Genomic DNA, 13,085 nt, shown 5'->3' with positions numbered 1-13,085 from the left:
GGGTTTAAGTGTTGGTCTTTTGCCACACATTAACCTGTGGGTGCGCAATACGGCGCATATTTGCAGGACGCCAAAACAGCGCCTCACCCGGAGCCAATACAATGTATCCACCGGGAGCACACTGCGCTGACAGCCGCGCCAAAATATCACGCTGATCAAATTTGCGAAAATACAGCAGCATGTTTTGGCAAATAATCACCTGCTGCAGATGTGGCGTGGGTGGTTGCTGCTCGATAATATTATGTAAAGCAAAGCTTACGTGTGATTGCAGCGTTGGGGCAACTTGCCACGATGTCTGTAGCGCTGTAGCGGGCATCGCGGTATCTGCCAAGCTCGATGTAGGCGTTGGGCGGTTTGCTGACAACGGATACACATACGGCTGACAGTGCTGCGGAATCAAGGCCTGCTGACGTTTGTCATATTGCGCCAACCGTGCTTTTGCCAGTGCTTGTTCACTAACGTCAGTGCCTAATATCGCAAACCTCGTCAGCTGCTGCGCCGCCAGACTCATGGCCAGCGACCACGCTTCTTGCCCACCGGCGCAGCCCACACTCCAAATACGAAACAACTTATCTACGCCGCTTATCCCATCAGCGCTTACCCTATCAGCTTTTAAGACTCGGCGCTGATGCTCGGCGGCGCACTGGGTCACAAAATCTATCGAAGGCTGATGTCGAAAAAAACGGCTTTCGTGGATAAGTACTTTGTCCAGCAGCTGTTGACGCAGCGCATTGCTTTTGGGCAGCTGATACCATAGCTGCTTGGCGCTTAAGCCCTGCGACTGGGCGGTATGGTCAATCGCATTTTTTAACCATTTTAGCTGGGCAGCTGGTAGTACAAAGCCCGTTTCATGCTCTATATACCGCTGCCATTGCTGCGCATCAAAATGATCGTTTTGCATTACCGTCTTACCCAGCGCAGCGCTGCTTGCTTTAACAAAGCTGCGGGTTGGTTGATTAAGATCGTCCACATGACCTGCTGTCATTGTTATGCACCGTTACTGCACCTGTTTGCCGACTCAGGCTCTGGCACCAAATACTTATCAGACGCTCTCTGATAAGGCCTCTTCAGACTCTAGCATATCAGCGTCCAACAACTCATCGTCATTTGAGATTTTAAACCCAGTGACGGACTCTTGTAGTGCGGCTGCCATCTCACTCAACTCGCCGATAGAGCGCGCGGTCGCCATGGTACCTGATGAGGTCTGTGACGTGATGTCTTGAATGACGTTCATGGTGTGTGAAATATGGCCTGCAGATTCAGCTTGCTGCAATGCCGCGTTTGAGATGTTTTGGATCAAATCAGCGAGCGTGTTTGAAACGCTTTGCACTTCTTCTAGTGCCTCACCGGCGTCTTTTGCCAGACGTGCACCGCGTACGACTTCAGAGGTCGTTGATTCCATCGAAACGACCGCCTCATTTGTATCTGCCTGAATGGTTTTTACCAGTGTTTCGATCTGCTTTGTCGCATTGGCTGAACGCTCAGCGAGACGCTGAACCTCGTCAGCAACGACCGCAAAGCCTCGGCCTGCCTCACCTGCCATCGACGCCTGAATGGCCGCGTTCAAGGCCAAAACGTTGGTCTGATCGGCAATATCATTAATCAAGCTAACGATATCGCCAATCTCTTGTGACGACTCACCCAAGCGCTTGATACGCTTTGAGGTTTCTTGAATCTGATCACGAATCACGTTCATACCTTCGATAGAGCGCTGTACCACTTCGGCTCCATTATAGGCAATGGCAACTGAGCGCTGGGCCACGGTCGCTGACTCTGAGGCGTTATTCGACACTTGGTCAATCGACACCGTCATCTCATTAATCGCCGCCGACACGCCAGCGATCTCTTGTGCTTGGTGCTCAGAGGCTTCGGCCAGCTCTACAGCGTTCATCTGTGTTTGCTCTGATGATTGCGAGACGCGCTCAGCGGTACTGTTAATGACCAGTACCAACTGACGCAGCTGGTCGATGGCAAAGTTTACTGAGTCGGCAATCGCTCCTGTAAAATCTTCTGATACAGTCGCATTGACGGTCAAGTCCCCTTCTGCCAAATCGCCTAGCTCATCGAGTAGACGCAAAATAGCGATCTGGTTACGCTCGTTTTCCTCTTGGATTTGACGAGCACGCTCAGACTCCGCCTCGGCTTCTTGACGGCGACGTAGGGTCTCTTTTTCGATCAAGATACGCTCTGAGCCGCCCCGTTGTTTTAAGATTTTATATAAGGCAAAGAAAATACCTAGCATGCCTATGATCAACACCACCACAGGCAGAATGACCGATTGATTAAAGTCAGAGAAGTACTGACTCACTGACGATACAGAGTTGCCTAGCCAAATCAAACAAGCCACGCTTATCGCCACAAACAGAACCAGCAATAAATTCCATTCACTATAGGCATCTTTGCCATCCGCTGTGGTTTTGGGCGTACCAGCTACAGGTTTTTTTATAACATCACTCATCTTACGTATTCCTTTCAAACAATCGTCAAAGTCTTATCGTGACTGACTTTGACAATCTTATTGTTATCAAAACAACGATCAACAAAGCCTGTATGAATGCTGACATCCAACCGCGTCATGTCAGTCGCTAATCCTCTGTCTTTATGGATGAGACAGATTCTGTATTATCGACAGTTATATTGCCGCATCGCTATACTGCAAATCCTGCGCTAGTAAGCTTGGCATGAAGACATACCAATCTTGCTCATTTTTATAAAACTTACCGTGATTATAAGGCGCAAATGGTGAGCTTGGCTCGATGGCCTCGGCGCGATATTGGTCACTGGTAAACTGCTCAATACCGATCACCTGATCGACGAGCAAACCTGAAAACAGGTTGTCGTGATCGATGACAATGACCTTACGCTGACTCATTTGCGCCACACGGCTAGGTACTTGTAAAAACTGTGACAAATCCGTGAGCGGTAATAAACGACCACGGATATTGGCAATACCTAGCATCCAAGGCTTCACTAAGGGTAAGCTGGTATATTCTGGCATGGCCAACACCTCCGATACCTGACCCATTGGCGCCACCAAACGCTGTCCGCCAATCTCAAATACCACACCTTGCCAGTCATATTCTTGCCCACTGCGGCGACCACTTTTGCGCGCGCGTGCCAGATCTGCTAGACGCAGAAGCTCAATAAACCCTTTGGAAGCCACAAGCTACTCCATTACTCGACGAATGATATTGACCAAGCTGCTCTCATCAATCGGTTTGGTCATATACTCTTTAGCGCCTTGACGCTTACCCCACACACGGTCTGTTTCTTGGTTTTTGGTACTGATCATGATCACTGGGATATGGGCGGTGGTTTTGCCGCGAGTAATCTTGCGGGTCGCCTGAAAACCATTCATCTCTGGCATCACCACATCCATCAAAATCACATCTGGCAGATGATCTGCTGCCATCTGACAGCCCTGCTCCCCATTGGTCGCCTCCAGCACTTGAAAGTTGTTTTTGGAGAGCATGTCGCGAAATTTCGCCATTTCAGATGGCGAGTCGTCAATGACTAAGACGGTAGTCATAGGATTTTCCTTTATTTACGAAGATATCTATTTGGATATTCAAATATATTATAAAGACCAACTGCTAAAGCCTGTGCTCCAAATACTCATGATCACACGCCTCTCACCGCAGTGGTTACTCATTGTCAAGCGGCTAGCAACAGCCGTATGTGATATCAAAACCTGCACAAAATGTCTGCGAAAAACGTCTGCACAAAATATGCCACGCTCAAAGACCGTCTGGCACGTTTATCTTGACCCTTTGTCTAGCGATATTGCTTGATCGCGTCAAACAGCTCGTCTTTACTAAATGGCTTGGTCAGATACTCATCAGAGCCCACGATACGGCCGCGTGCTTTATCAAACAAACCGTCTTTAGATGACAACATGATTACAGGCTTGTCGGCATAATCAGGGTTGTTTTTGATCAAAGCACAGGTTTGATAACCATCTAAACGTGGCATCATAATATCCACAAAAATAATATCGGGATTGTTATCGACAATCTTTGCAAGTGCATCAAAGCCATCAATAGCAGTTACAACTTCACAGCCAGCCTTTTGTAACAAGGTTTCTGCAGTACGGCGAATGGTTTTGGAATCATCAATCACCATCACTTTTAAGCCATCAAAATTATTTTCCATTCTCATTGTCCTATGAACGACTATGGGTTTGTCACGCGATCTATCAACACAGCTGTTAGGGTGTTCTCAATTGATCATTTATTGATTATGGGCTTGAGACGACCCCTGCCATCTATCTATATCGTAGCGGACCTATCTTTTCTTTTATGAGTATCTGGCTTTTATCAGTCCTGAGCAAAAGTAGCCCCGCCATCTGGGTCATGATAGGCAGTTTATGATGGCTGAATCGATTGACGTTCAATCCTACACTCTCTCGACCACTGTGCTTAGCATATCGCCAGATAAAGGTATCTTAATGCATAAAAAACATTAAAGCACTTTGCCACAAACTACCGTCATCCTACTTTTTGATAAAAACAGGGCTAAAAATCCATCAACTTCATGATATTTCTGCATTATATAGAATCAATTCCCATATTGCTGGATAATTTTCGATTGTGATAAAAATGTATCAATATATTTTGTTATGTTTGTTTTAGCACAGTTGTTCATGCATTTCCAGTGATTGACAAATTAATGTTCAGACTGGCCAGTATCCTAGCTCAGAACTTAAAGATCTACCTATAGTCATACTCCAGTCATGCTTCTATCAGCAGGTTGTTGTCAGCTTGTATGGCTTAGCATTTGGCAGTTATGATTGTATAGTGAGTTCAGTATAAAAACGATACAGTGGGACTGGGATAAATTTTACGCAGCCTCTGTCGGCGCAGGCACAGCACGCAAGGAAAATTTATACCAGTTCCACGTTGACATATAATGTATCTGTTTTATTTAGAATTGACTATATGACGACCGGCAATGTTTGGTCACTGCACAATCAGCTAGCGTACAATCGTTTCACCTCATAGGATTTCACTATATAATAAAACGACGATTATAACGGTGACTGCTATGACAGCTTTTCAATGGTTAAAAAAAAGCCCGTACTTACTTAGCATTTTGCTTTTGCTGGCTTGTCAGCCCTCCCCGCCTACCGATGAGCCTGTCACAGCAGAAAACAGTGAGACAGTAGATAACCCACTGATCATCAGTGATAGCACGGTGACGATGACGCCAGACCATATTCTAAGTATCAAACCATCGCGCTATCAACCCAGCCTCGGGCTACAGGGCAATATACAGCCGATCAAACAAAGTCAGTTTGTCGCCGCCCAGCCGCTGTATGTCGAACAAGTACTGGTCAGTGAGGGTCAGCAGGTCGAAAAAGACGCGCCTTTGCTTATCGTCCGACAGCTGGACATGACCAGTCAAACACCTCCCGAGCGCTCAGATGAGATAAATACAAAGCCCGATGGCAACTCAGCGTCGCAAGCCGAGAATAGAGTATCGCAAACCAAAAGTGCAGCAAAAGACCCAACTACTGAAAAAACCTCACCTCGTCCGGATCAGACAAAACAAGCCACCATAGAGAACGCGGCCTCCGAGCCATCAGCCATCGATAGCAAGTCTACCTCTGCTAACCAAGCCACCTCCGACAGCAACCCTGCCTCAGCCAAGCTGCCGCGCCAAAACGACGCGGATGCAGACGCTGCGACAGACACACCGGACGACGCCTCAGAGCATTCGTCATACCAACTTATTACGGTGCGTGCCAGCTTCGCTGGGCGGGTCGCGCAGTTAAACGACGCCGCAGGACAGCAGCTCGCTGCACGTACGCCCTTATTGCAGATCGCTGATGAGACCAAGCTATACTTTGTCGCAACCGTGCCTATTCAGGCAGAGCCGCAGCTATCGGTAGGACAAACGGTTAATTTTACAACCGCTGAGCTGACAGATCAGTTCACCGGTCAAGTCAGCAAACTGGTCGAAGCCCCGCACCCCAAAAAACTGCTGGTTCATGTCAATGTGATCGATAACGAGAGTAGTCGCAAAAAACTGCTGCCTAAGATGCAGGTCACGGGGCGGGTCAACTATGGACAAATCGACGTCGGTACTATCGTGCCTAGACGAGCCTTACATGATGTGAACTTGACAGAATTGCATTCACCACCATATAAACCTCTAAGGCCATTGGCGGCAAATGTGTGGATCATCGGACAGGATCAGCGTCTGACGCGCCAGCCTGTAGAAATAATCGAGTTTAATCCCACCTCTCAGCAGTATCTGATCGCAGGCATCAGTAATGACAGCTTGATTTGCTTGGCCGATTTACCGCTTGATTCTAAAGGCAAAAAAGTCATTGTGTCCTAATGGCTTATGCTGGCAGTTACATTATGTAGAAACATTAACAAAGCTTGTCTTGTTTTGTCACAGCAAAATTAGGCACTATGTCTGTATTATTAGCGGTCTTTATTATTAGCGCGTTTACAGCAAGCATACGTATTTAAACGTATGCATATTTACGAGATAGCACCTTTAAATAGCACATAACACATTCAGACGTTTGGCATAACAGCGGTCGCATCTGATGTATTTATCAGAATGACTGTACAGAGCCGTATAAACGCCTGACCCATGATAACAACAACTAGAGGATAACCCATGAGTAAACAAATCTTATTAATAGAAGATGATCCAGATTTAGCAGAATTGATCAGCGACTATCTGACCATGAATTATTACGACGTGCATCACGCAGGGCTTGGTCAAGAAGGTCTTGACTTACTAGATACCAAAGAGCGTGATATCGATTTGGTGGTGCTTGATTTGATGCTGCCCGATATGGATGGTATGCAGGTTTGTCAAAAGATCCGTGGTAATAAAAACAACATGACCAATAAGGTACCTATTATCATGTTGACGGCCAAAGGCGATACCACAGATCGCGTGTTGGGCCTTGAGATGGGTGCCGATGATTATATCGCCAAGCCTTTTGAGCCGCGTGAGCTATTGGCTCGTATCCGCGCTGTGATTCGCCGCCATGAGCAGCCAAACCAAGCAGACAGCCAGTCAGATAGCTTGACCTTTGGCCGCTTAAGCGTATTCCCTGACAGTCATGAGGTGACGATTGATGATGAGCCGGTACGTTTGACCACGCATCAGTTTCAATTACTACACTACTTTGCCACGCATTCTGGTAAAGTGCTCAATCGTGAGCAGCTCTGGCAGGCGATGCCAAATGATGACAGCTCAGACAATATCGACCGCGCCATCGATGTGCATATTTCACGTCTGCGCGCCTTGATTGAAGACAACCCTCGCCAGCCCAAACGTATCATCACCGTACGCGGCGTCGGTTATCAATTTGCCACCGATCAGGTCTGATTTTTTGCTCATATTATGAGCGGCAGCACACTATAAACGGCAGACCATATAGTCACCGTTTTGAATCGTTATAAACGTCTGATAATAGAGATGGTTTAATGCAGCACTTGGGTTTTCGCTCTTTATTTGCCAAGCTATTTGCCAGTGTGATGCTGGCGCTTATCTTATTTGCAGTGGCGATGGTGCTGTTGACCCAGCTGGTACATGATAAAGATGCGGGAATTCGCTCCGAGGTATTGGCCACTCAGATCTTAGGGCAAATCGACCCTTTTTTGCATGAGCTAAATACTGCCATTAGCAAAGACAACCGTTTGCAGTCGCGGTTTATGCTGGCGGTCGTCAAAAAAAGCTTTGATATTTTTGACGAGTCTTTACAGGCCAAGATGGGTCTGTATGATAGCGATGGTCATTTGCTGATGCAAACCGACCACAGCGATTTGCCATTAGAGCTGCCGCCTACCCCATCTTTGTTATCACGCGTTTTCCCTTCTTTTTCTGATACCGCCACGACCCAGCAAGCACAAGTATATAGCAGCACAGGCTATACGCTGCTGTACGAATCGCGTTTACCGCCCAAAAAACCAGCCCTTTCTGCAGCATTAAACCTGTTTACTGGCACCTTATTGCTGCTGCTTATCATGGCAGGGGTTTTGTGGATTATTGCTCGCACCATGACGTGGCGTATCAATCAGATGAGCCAGCAGATGACGCAGCTGGGTGATGGTGATTTTACCGTGCGAGTCAATGCGCGCGGTAATGATGAGATTGCTTCCTTGGCGCGCGGTTTTAACCAAGCGGCACAAAAAATCGAGCATTTGGTCGATGCCAATAACTTACTGCTGGCGCACGCCTCTCATGAGCTGCGTACGCCCATCACCCGTATTCGCTTGCAGATTGAGATGATGGACATGCTGGCAGGCGCGCTGCCCTCTGATACCAAAGAGAAGTTTGATAAACGCGCCCAAGCCATCAATCGCGATTTGTCTGGGCTCAATGACTTGGTAGAAAGCATCTTACTGGTCAGCCGCTTGGATGCAGGTCATGCGTTGCAGCAAGTAGAGCGTCTAGATCTATATGATCTCATCAATCAAGAGCGCCAACATTACCCTGAGGCGACGTTGATCGGCGAGCACATCATCATCGATGGGCAGGCCTCTATGCTAACCCATTTGATTCGCAATCTATTGACCAATGCGATGCTACATGGGGTGCCGCCAGTGACCGTACTGCTATATGGCGTACAGACCATTGACGAGGCCGATAGCATCCCAGACTATCTGCTGCAAACCCTCATTTGCAGTAGTTTCGCCGATTATAATAGCTCAGACTTTGACTCCTATGATGAGACCGCGGCACCAAACCGAGAGGATGGGCGGGCGGCATCAACGCAAGGTGACGATACCGCGCTCACAGATACCGCCGCAGATGAAGCAGACATGACAGAGACGGTCATAGCGCTGCCTGCACCGCCTATCTACAAAAACGGCGAAACGCTCGTTGACGAGGCCGCTGTCGTTAATGAAGCAGATAATGCTGATGCCACTCATACTGCGGTCGACACGACAAACGACAACGCTGCTGACCGCCCTAACCACGATATAATGCCAAGCAACGAGACGCATCAGATTAAGACATCTGCAGTAGGGGCGGATGACACGCTTGTAACGGAGACGGATGATAACGCTCTCGCTTCGACCAACGACCATACCGCTCTTAAAACAAAAGACGCGCGCGCATCGCTATCTGTGATGACAGACTATCAGCGCTTTACCTCTGAGTTTTCGGACAAAGTCAAAAAAGTCACTTGGCATGCGGTACCTGAGAGCGCGGCGCAGGCTGATAGTAACCAGCCCCCTCTCCTTGACGCGGCAGCAGCAAATAGTGACCTTACAGTACAGAAAACCAAAGACAGTCTGATGAGCAAAGGTATCAATGCGCTAAAAAATGGCCACAGCCAAAAAAGCGCCATCGCCGATGGTACAGCCACTAGCGATGATAGCAAAAAGCCAAAAGACCAAAAAGTTAGTAGCAAAAACGCGACGCAGCTTGACGGGGAAGCTATGGACGCGCCGCGCAAAGAAGGCTTGTTTACCAAGCATCTCAAAAAAACCAAAACAGAGCCTGAACGTCCTCTGCCCAAATACGCGGTACTGGCCGTCATCGACGAAGGAGCTGGCATCCCTGAAGAAAAGCGCGAAGACGTGTTTAGCCCATTTGTGCGTTTGCAACAAAAAAACAAAGGTTCAGGGCTGGGGTTATCACTGGTATCACAAATCGTCACCGCGCATCAGGGCCGTATCATCACTGATACCATCAATGGTCATACAAGGTTTTTGGTCATACTGCCAGTCAAGCATAATCCGCACTATCATCCAAATGGCTAGGACGTGTTCTTATCTTGCTTGCGCAAACCCTTCTATTAAGTGCGCCTATCTAGTCTTCTTGTCAAAAACTGCTCTTATTATCTGCCTTTTTTCCTCGCCTCCCCCGCCTAATCGCTATTCATCATAAGCGGGTCGCGGATGCGCATATCCAAAGTACCCGATAATATGCTATATTAGCGCCCCTTATTATAGGGTTATGAACGGTTGTTTTTTTGCCTCTTAGATGACGATAGAGGCAAAACAAGGCGTTTGTGACATTAAAAAAACCATTGAATTTTGAGCCCTCCATGAATGACATGATTGTCTTAAACGATGTGACCAAAAGTTTTTTAAGTGACCGCTCAATCAAAGACAAAGATGGCAAGCCCCACTGGTTTACTGCTGTCGAGCCGACGTCACTGTCCATCCAGCAAGGTGAAATCTTTGGCCTAATGGGCTATTCAGGTGCCGGTAAATCCACCTTGTTGCGCCTGATCAATATGCTCGAGCGTCCAGATTCAGGTCAGGTCATCATCGATGGCACTGATTTGACCACCTTATCAGCCAGCGACCTACGAGTGGCACGCCACAATATCGGTATGATATTTCAGCAGTTTAACCTCATGTCCAATCGCACTGTCTTTGACAACGTAGCCTTTAACCTGATGGTCGCAGGCTATCCGCGTCGTGATATTCATCAGCGCGTCATGGACTGCCTAGAGATTGTCGATCTGACTGATCGCGCCGGTCACTATCCAGCGCAGCTCTCAGGCGGCCAAAAGCAGCGCGTTGGTATCGCCCGCGCGATAGCGCCTAGTCCAAAGGTGCTACTGGCCGATGAGCCGACCAGTGCCCTCGATCCTGCGACAACTCGTAGCTTGCTCACCTGTCTGCGTGATATCAACGAGCAGCTAGGCGTGACCATCGTCATCGTCACCCACGAGATGAGTGTGATTCGCAGGCTTTGCGACCGCGCCGCCTTATTACACCAAGGCAAGCTGCTTGAGGTTGCAGACGTAAGAGATGGTCTGATTCAGGCCACCACCCCGATTGGCCAAGGCTTAGTCGTTGAGGACTAATGAGGTAGGAGAAATAATATGTTAACTGGTACGGAACTATCCGCCTCGATCGACAAGCTGTTTGCGCTGCGTAAAGAGATTGTGACTGCGTTTATTGATACCTTTATCATGCTGGGTATCTCAACGGCGGTTGCCATTTTGATCGGTGGGCTATTTGGAATATTCTTATTCTTATCCAGCGATAGACAGTTTTTGCAAAATAAAACACTATATGGCGTGTTAGGCGGCATCACCAACTTTATGCGCGCCTTCCCGTTTGTGATTTTAATGATTGCGATGAGTCCATTTACTAAAGCCATCGTCGGTACAGGTATCGGACCGATTGCCGCCTCTTTGGTGCTTGCTATTGCCGGCTCCTTTTATTTTGCCCGTTTGGTCGAGCAAAACCTGCGTGAAGTCCCGCGCGGTATCATCGAGGCCACCGAGTCGATGGGCGCGCGCCCCTTTACTATTATCAAAGTCTTGCTCAACGAGGCGCGCTCAGGGCTGGTGCTGTCGGTGACTATCTTGTGTATCAGCTTGCTGTCATACTCTGCGGCGGCTGGTATGATCGGCGGCGGCGGTTTGGGCGATTTGGCCATTCGTTATGGTTATTATCGTTACCAAACTGAGGTGATGATTTTTATCGTGATTATGCTATCGATCATGGTCATTGCTATCCAAGCGTCTGGTAACTGGCTGGCCAACCGTCTAGACAAACGTTAAACCGCTTTGGCAAATACTTGACATTGCCAGCGACTCGGTTTATTTTTGGCAGTAATGAATCCTCTTAGCTCTTATCATAAAAAGCAGCATTACTATGTAGAATGTTGCTTTTTTAATGCTCAGGCGCGACTCACATACCCCAATCCCATGTACGAATAAGGAAATTTTATGAAATTAACAGATATCAGCCGTCAGTTGGCCACTGCCTTTGCAACCGTTGGTATGACAGGGCTCGTATTGGTGGGCTGTAACAACTCATCAGCGCCAGAAGCCAACAAAGAAGCGGCGACTGAAAACACCACAGCCCAAACGGCGGACAGCGATATCGATCCTGAGCACAGCAAAATCGTCATCGGTACCACTGAAGGTGACTTTGCCGACATGGTACGTAACCAAGTCAAAGGCGCGCTAGAAGAACAAGGTTATGACGTTGAGCTCATCGCATTTACCGACTATGTGCGTCCTAACTTGGCGCTGGCTGAAGGCGACTTGGATATCAATATCTTCCAGCATAAGCCTTATCTTGATACCTTTAAAAAAGAAAACAATCTAGATTTGGTTGAGGTATTCCAAGTACCGACCGCCCCGCTTGGTATTTATTCAGGTAAAAAAACCAGCCTTGATGAAGCCTACAAAGGCATGAGTGTCTCAGCACCAAACGATCCAAGCAACTTTGCGCGCGCCCTTGTGATGATGGACGACCTTGGCTGGATCACGCTAAAAGACAATATCGATCCGTTGACAGCCTCAAAGACTGATATCGCGGATAACAGCAAATACGACATCAATATCATTGAATTAGAAGCCGCACAGCTGCCACGTGCCCGTGATGAAGTTGATTTTGCAGTGATTAATGGTAACTATGCCACCGACTCTGGTATCAAATTGACCGAAGCACTGTTTCAAGAGCCAAGCTTTGCTTATGTCAACTGGTCAGCGATCAAGTCTGCCGATACTGGCAAAAAATGGGTAGAAGACGTCACCAACGCCTATAACTCAGAAGCCTTCAAAAAGTACGCGCATGAGACATTCCCTGGCTACAAATACCCAAAAATCTGGGATGAAAACACCACTGACGCAACCGAAGCCCCTGAAAACGCGGCTGTAGAGGCCGAAGCGGCGCAGTAATTTATAACCGTGCTTCCGCGTCTATAAAAGCGCCCAATATCAATCGATATTGGGCGCTTTTTTTGCCTATCTCTCATCCGTCCGCTACGCTTTTTGCGTCTTTGCTCTACTGTCTTTTTTGACTCTCGTGATTACACTGACAATATTTGCTCATAAATTAGACGGCTCTGGAGCGTGTCTTCATCTCAAAAATAATGATAAAAATGACGTTACAGCCTGTTTGTCCTTTGTAGGAAAGCGTCAACCGACCTTTTACTTTATTCTATTTTTTTCTATAGTAGCTGGGTTGCCGCGTTGTTCTGTTAGGGCAAGTTTTACAATCAACACTATGATACGACTGTTATTTATTCAGGTTTAAAAGCTTCTCACTCAGGTGGTGACATTGATAGGTAGTGACATTTATAGGTAGTGACACTGAATTTAGTGCTTACTTGTTTAGAGAACAGTTATATAA

10 protein-coding genes and 1 pseudogene are annotated in these 13,085 nt (G+C 47.6%); 6 read left to right on the top strand and 5 right to left on the bottom strand.

Going from position 1 to position 13,085, the window contains the following annotated elements; translation table 11 throughout:
• Positions 1–4: 4 nt before the first annotated feature.
• The 5 genes and pseudogenes from AADH33_RS02040 to pilG all read right to left on the bottom strand — a co-directional run bounded on the left by AADH33_RS02040 (position 5) and on the right by pilG (position 4,152).
• On the bottom strand, positions 5–985 hold the full coding sequence (locus tag AADH33_RS02040; RefSeq protein WP_348549395.1) for a CheR family methyltransferase: 981 nt from the start codon (positions 983–985) through the stop codon (positions 5–7).
• A gap of 57 nt (positions 986–1,042) precedes the next feature.
• Positions 1,043–2,128 (bottom strand): annotated as a pseudogene (locus AADH33_RS02035) (methyl-accepting chemotaxis protein); the annotation flags it as partial.
• Between the two features lie 504 nt (positions 2,129–2,632).
• Positions 2,633–3,163, bottom strand: coding sequence for a chemotaxis protein CheW (locus tag AADH33_RS02030; RefSeq protein ID WP_100750037.1), 531 nt, complete (start codon positions 3,161–3,163; stop codon positions 2,633–2,635).
• Positions 3,164–3,166: 3 nt separating this feature from the next.
• Positions 3,167–3,529 (bottom strand): response regulator, encoded by a 363-nt coding sequence (locus AADH33_RS02025; protein WP_207970054.1) that lies wholly within the window; start codon positions 3,527–3,529, stop codon positions 3,167–3,169.
• A gap of 245 nt (positions 3,530–3,774) precedes the next feature.
• Positions 3,775–4,152 (bottom strand): twitching motility response regulator PilG, encoded by a 378-nt coding sequence (pilG, locus tag AADH33_RS02020; protein WP_317053280.1) that lies wholly within the window; start codon positions 4,150–4,152, stop codon positions 3,775–3,777.
• An 891-nt stretch (positions 4,153–5,043) separates the two neighbouring features.
• On the opposite strand from pilG, the gene AADH33_RS02015 reads away from it, so the two are divergent.
• The 6 genes from AADH33_RS02015 (at position 5,044) to AADH33_RS01990 (ending at position 12,631) form a co-directional block, all read left to right on the top strand.
• Positions 5,044–6,342, top strand: a complete 1,299-nt coding sequence (locus tag AADH33_RS02015; protein ID WP_348549394.1) for an efflux RND transporter periplasmic adaptor subunit — start codon at positions 5,044–5,046, stop codon at positions 6,340–6,342.
• Between the two features lie 291 nt (positions 6,343–6,633).
• On the top strand, positions 6,634–7,356 hold the full coding sequence (locus AADH33_RS02010) for a response regulator transcription factor (RefSeq protein ID WP_058025471.1): 723 nt from the start codon (positions 6,634–6,636) through the stop codon (positions 7,354–7,356).
• Positions 7,357–7,454: 98 nt separating this feature from the next.
• A complete protein-coding gene (locus AADH33_RS02005; protein ID WP_348549393.1) occupies positions 7,455–9,740 on the top strand; it encodes a HAMP domain-containing sensor histidine kinase in 2,286 nt (761 codons plus the stop codon).
• Positions 9,741–10,027: 287 nt separating this feature from the next.
• Complete coding sequence (locus tag AADH33_RS02000; protein ID WP_172953126.1) at positions 10,028–10,798, top strand: methionine ABC transporter ATP-binding protein; 771 nt, start codon at positions 10,028–10,030, stop codon at positions 10,796–10,798.
• An 18-nt stretch (positions 10,799–10,816) separates the two neighbouring features.
• On the top strand, positions 10,817–11,503 hold the full coding sequence (locus AADH33_RS01995; protein ID WP_100750042.1) for a methionine ABC transporter permease: 687 nt from the start codon (positions 10,817–10,819) through the stop codon (positions 11,501–11,503).
• Between the two features lie 168 nt (positions 11,504–11,671).
• Positions 11,672–12,631 (top strand): MetQ/NlpA family ABC transporter substrate-binding protein, encoded by a 960-nt coding sequence (locus AADH33_RS01990; protein ID WP_207969799.1) that lies wholly within the window; start codon positions 11,672–11,674, stop codon positions 12,629–12,631.
• Positions 12,632–13,085 lie beyond the last annotated feature (454 nt).

The sequence above is a fragment of the Psychrobacter sp. KFRI-CH2-11 genome (genome assembly GCF_038239325.1).
Taxonomy (GTDB): Bacteria; Pseudomonadota; Gammaproteobacteria; order Pseudomonadales; family Moraxellaceae; genus Psychrobacter; species Psychrobacter celer.
This window is presented reverse-complemented; position numbering and strand designations above follow the sequence as displayed.

What these genes read in the sequence shown, in the direction of transcription:
- AADH33_RS02015 (WP_348549394.1), top strand. Translation starts at nt 5,044, where the DNA reads ATGACAGCTTTTCAATGGTTAAAAAAAAGCCCGTACTTACTTAGCATT.
- AADH33_RS01995 (WP_100750042.1), top strand. Translation starts at nt 10,817, where the DNA reads ATGTTAACTGGTACGGAACTATCCGCCTCGATCGACAAGCTGTTTGCG.
- AADH33_RS02000 (WP_172953126.1), top strand. Translation starts at nt 10,028, where the DNA reads ATGAATGACATGATTGTCTTAAACGATGTGACCAAAAGTTTTTTAAGT.
- AADH33_RS01990 (WP_207969799.1), top strand. Translation starts at nt 11,672, where the DNA reads ATGAAATTAACAGATATCAGCCGTCAGTTGGCCACTGCCTTTGCAACC.
- AADH33_RS02005 (WP_348549393.1), top strand. Translation starts at nt 7,455, where the DNA reads ATGCAGCACTTGGGTTTTCGCTCTTTATTTGCCAAGCTATTTGCCAGT.
- AADH33_RS02010 (WP_058025471.1), top strand. Translation starts at nt 6,634, where the DNA reads ATGAGTAAACAAATCTTATTAATAGAAGATGATCCAGATTTAGCAGAA.
- AADH33_RS02025 (WP_207970054.1), bottom strand. Translation starts at nt 3,529, where the DNA reads ATGACTACCGTCTTAGTCATTGACGACTCGCCATCTGAAATGGCGAAA.
- pilG (WP_317053280.1), bottom strand. Translation starts at nt 4,152, where the DNA reads ATGGAAAATAATTTTGATGGCTTAAAAGTGATGGTGATTGATGATTCC.
- AADH33_RS02040 (WP_348549395.1), bottom strand. Translation starts at nt 985, where the DNA reads ATGACAGCAGGTCATGTGGACGATCTTAATCAACCAACCCGCAGCTTT.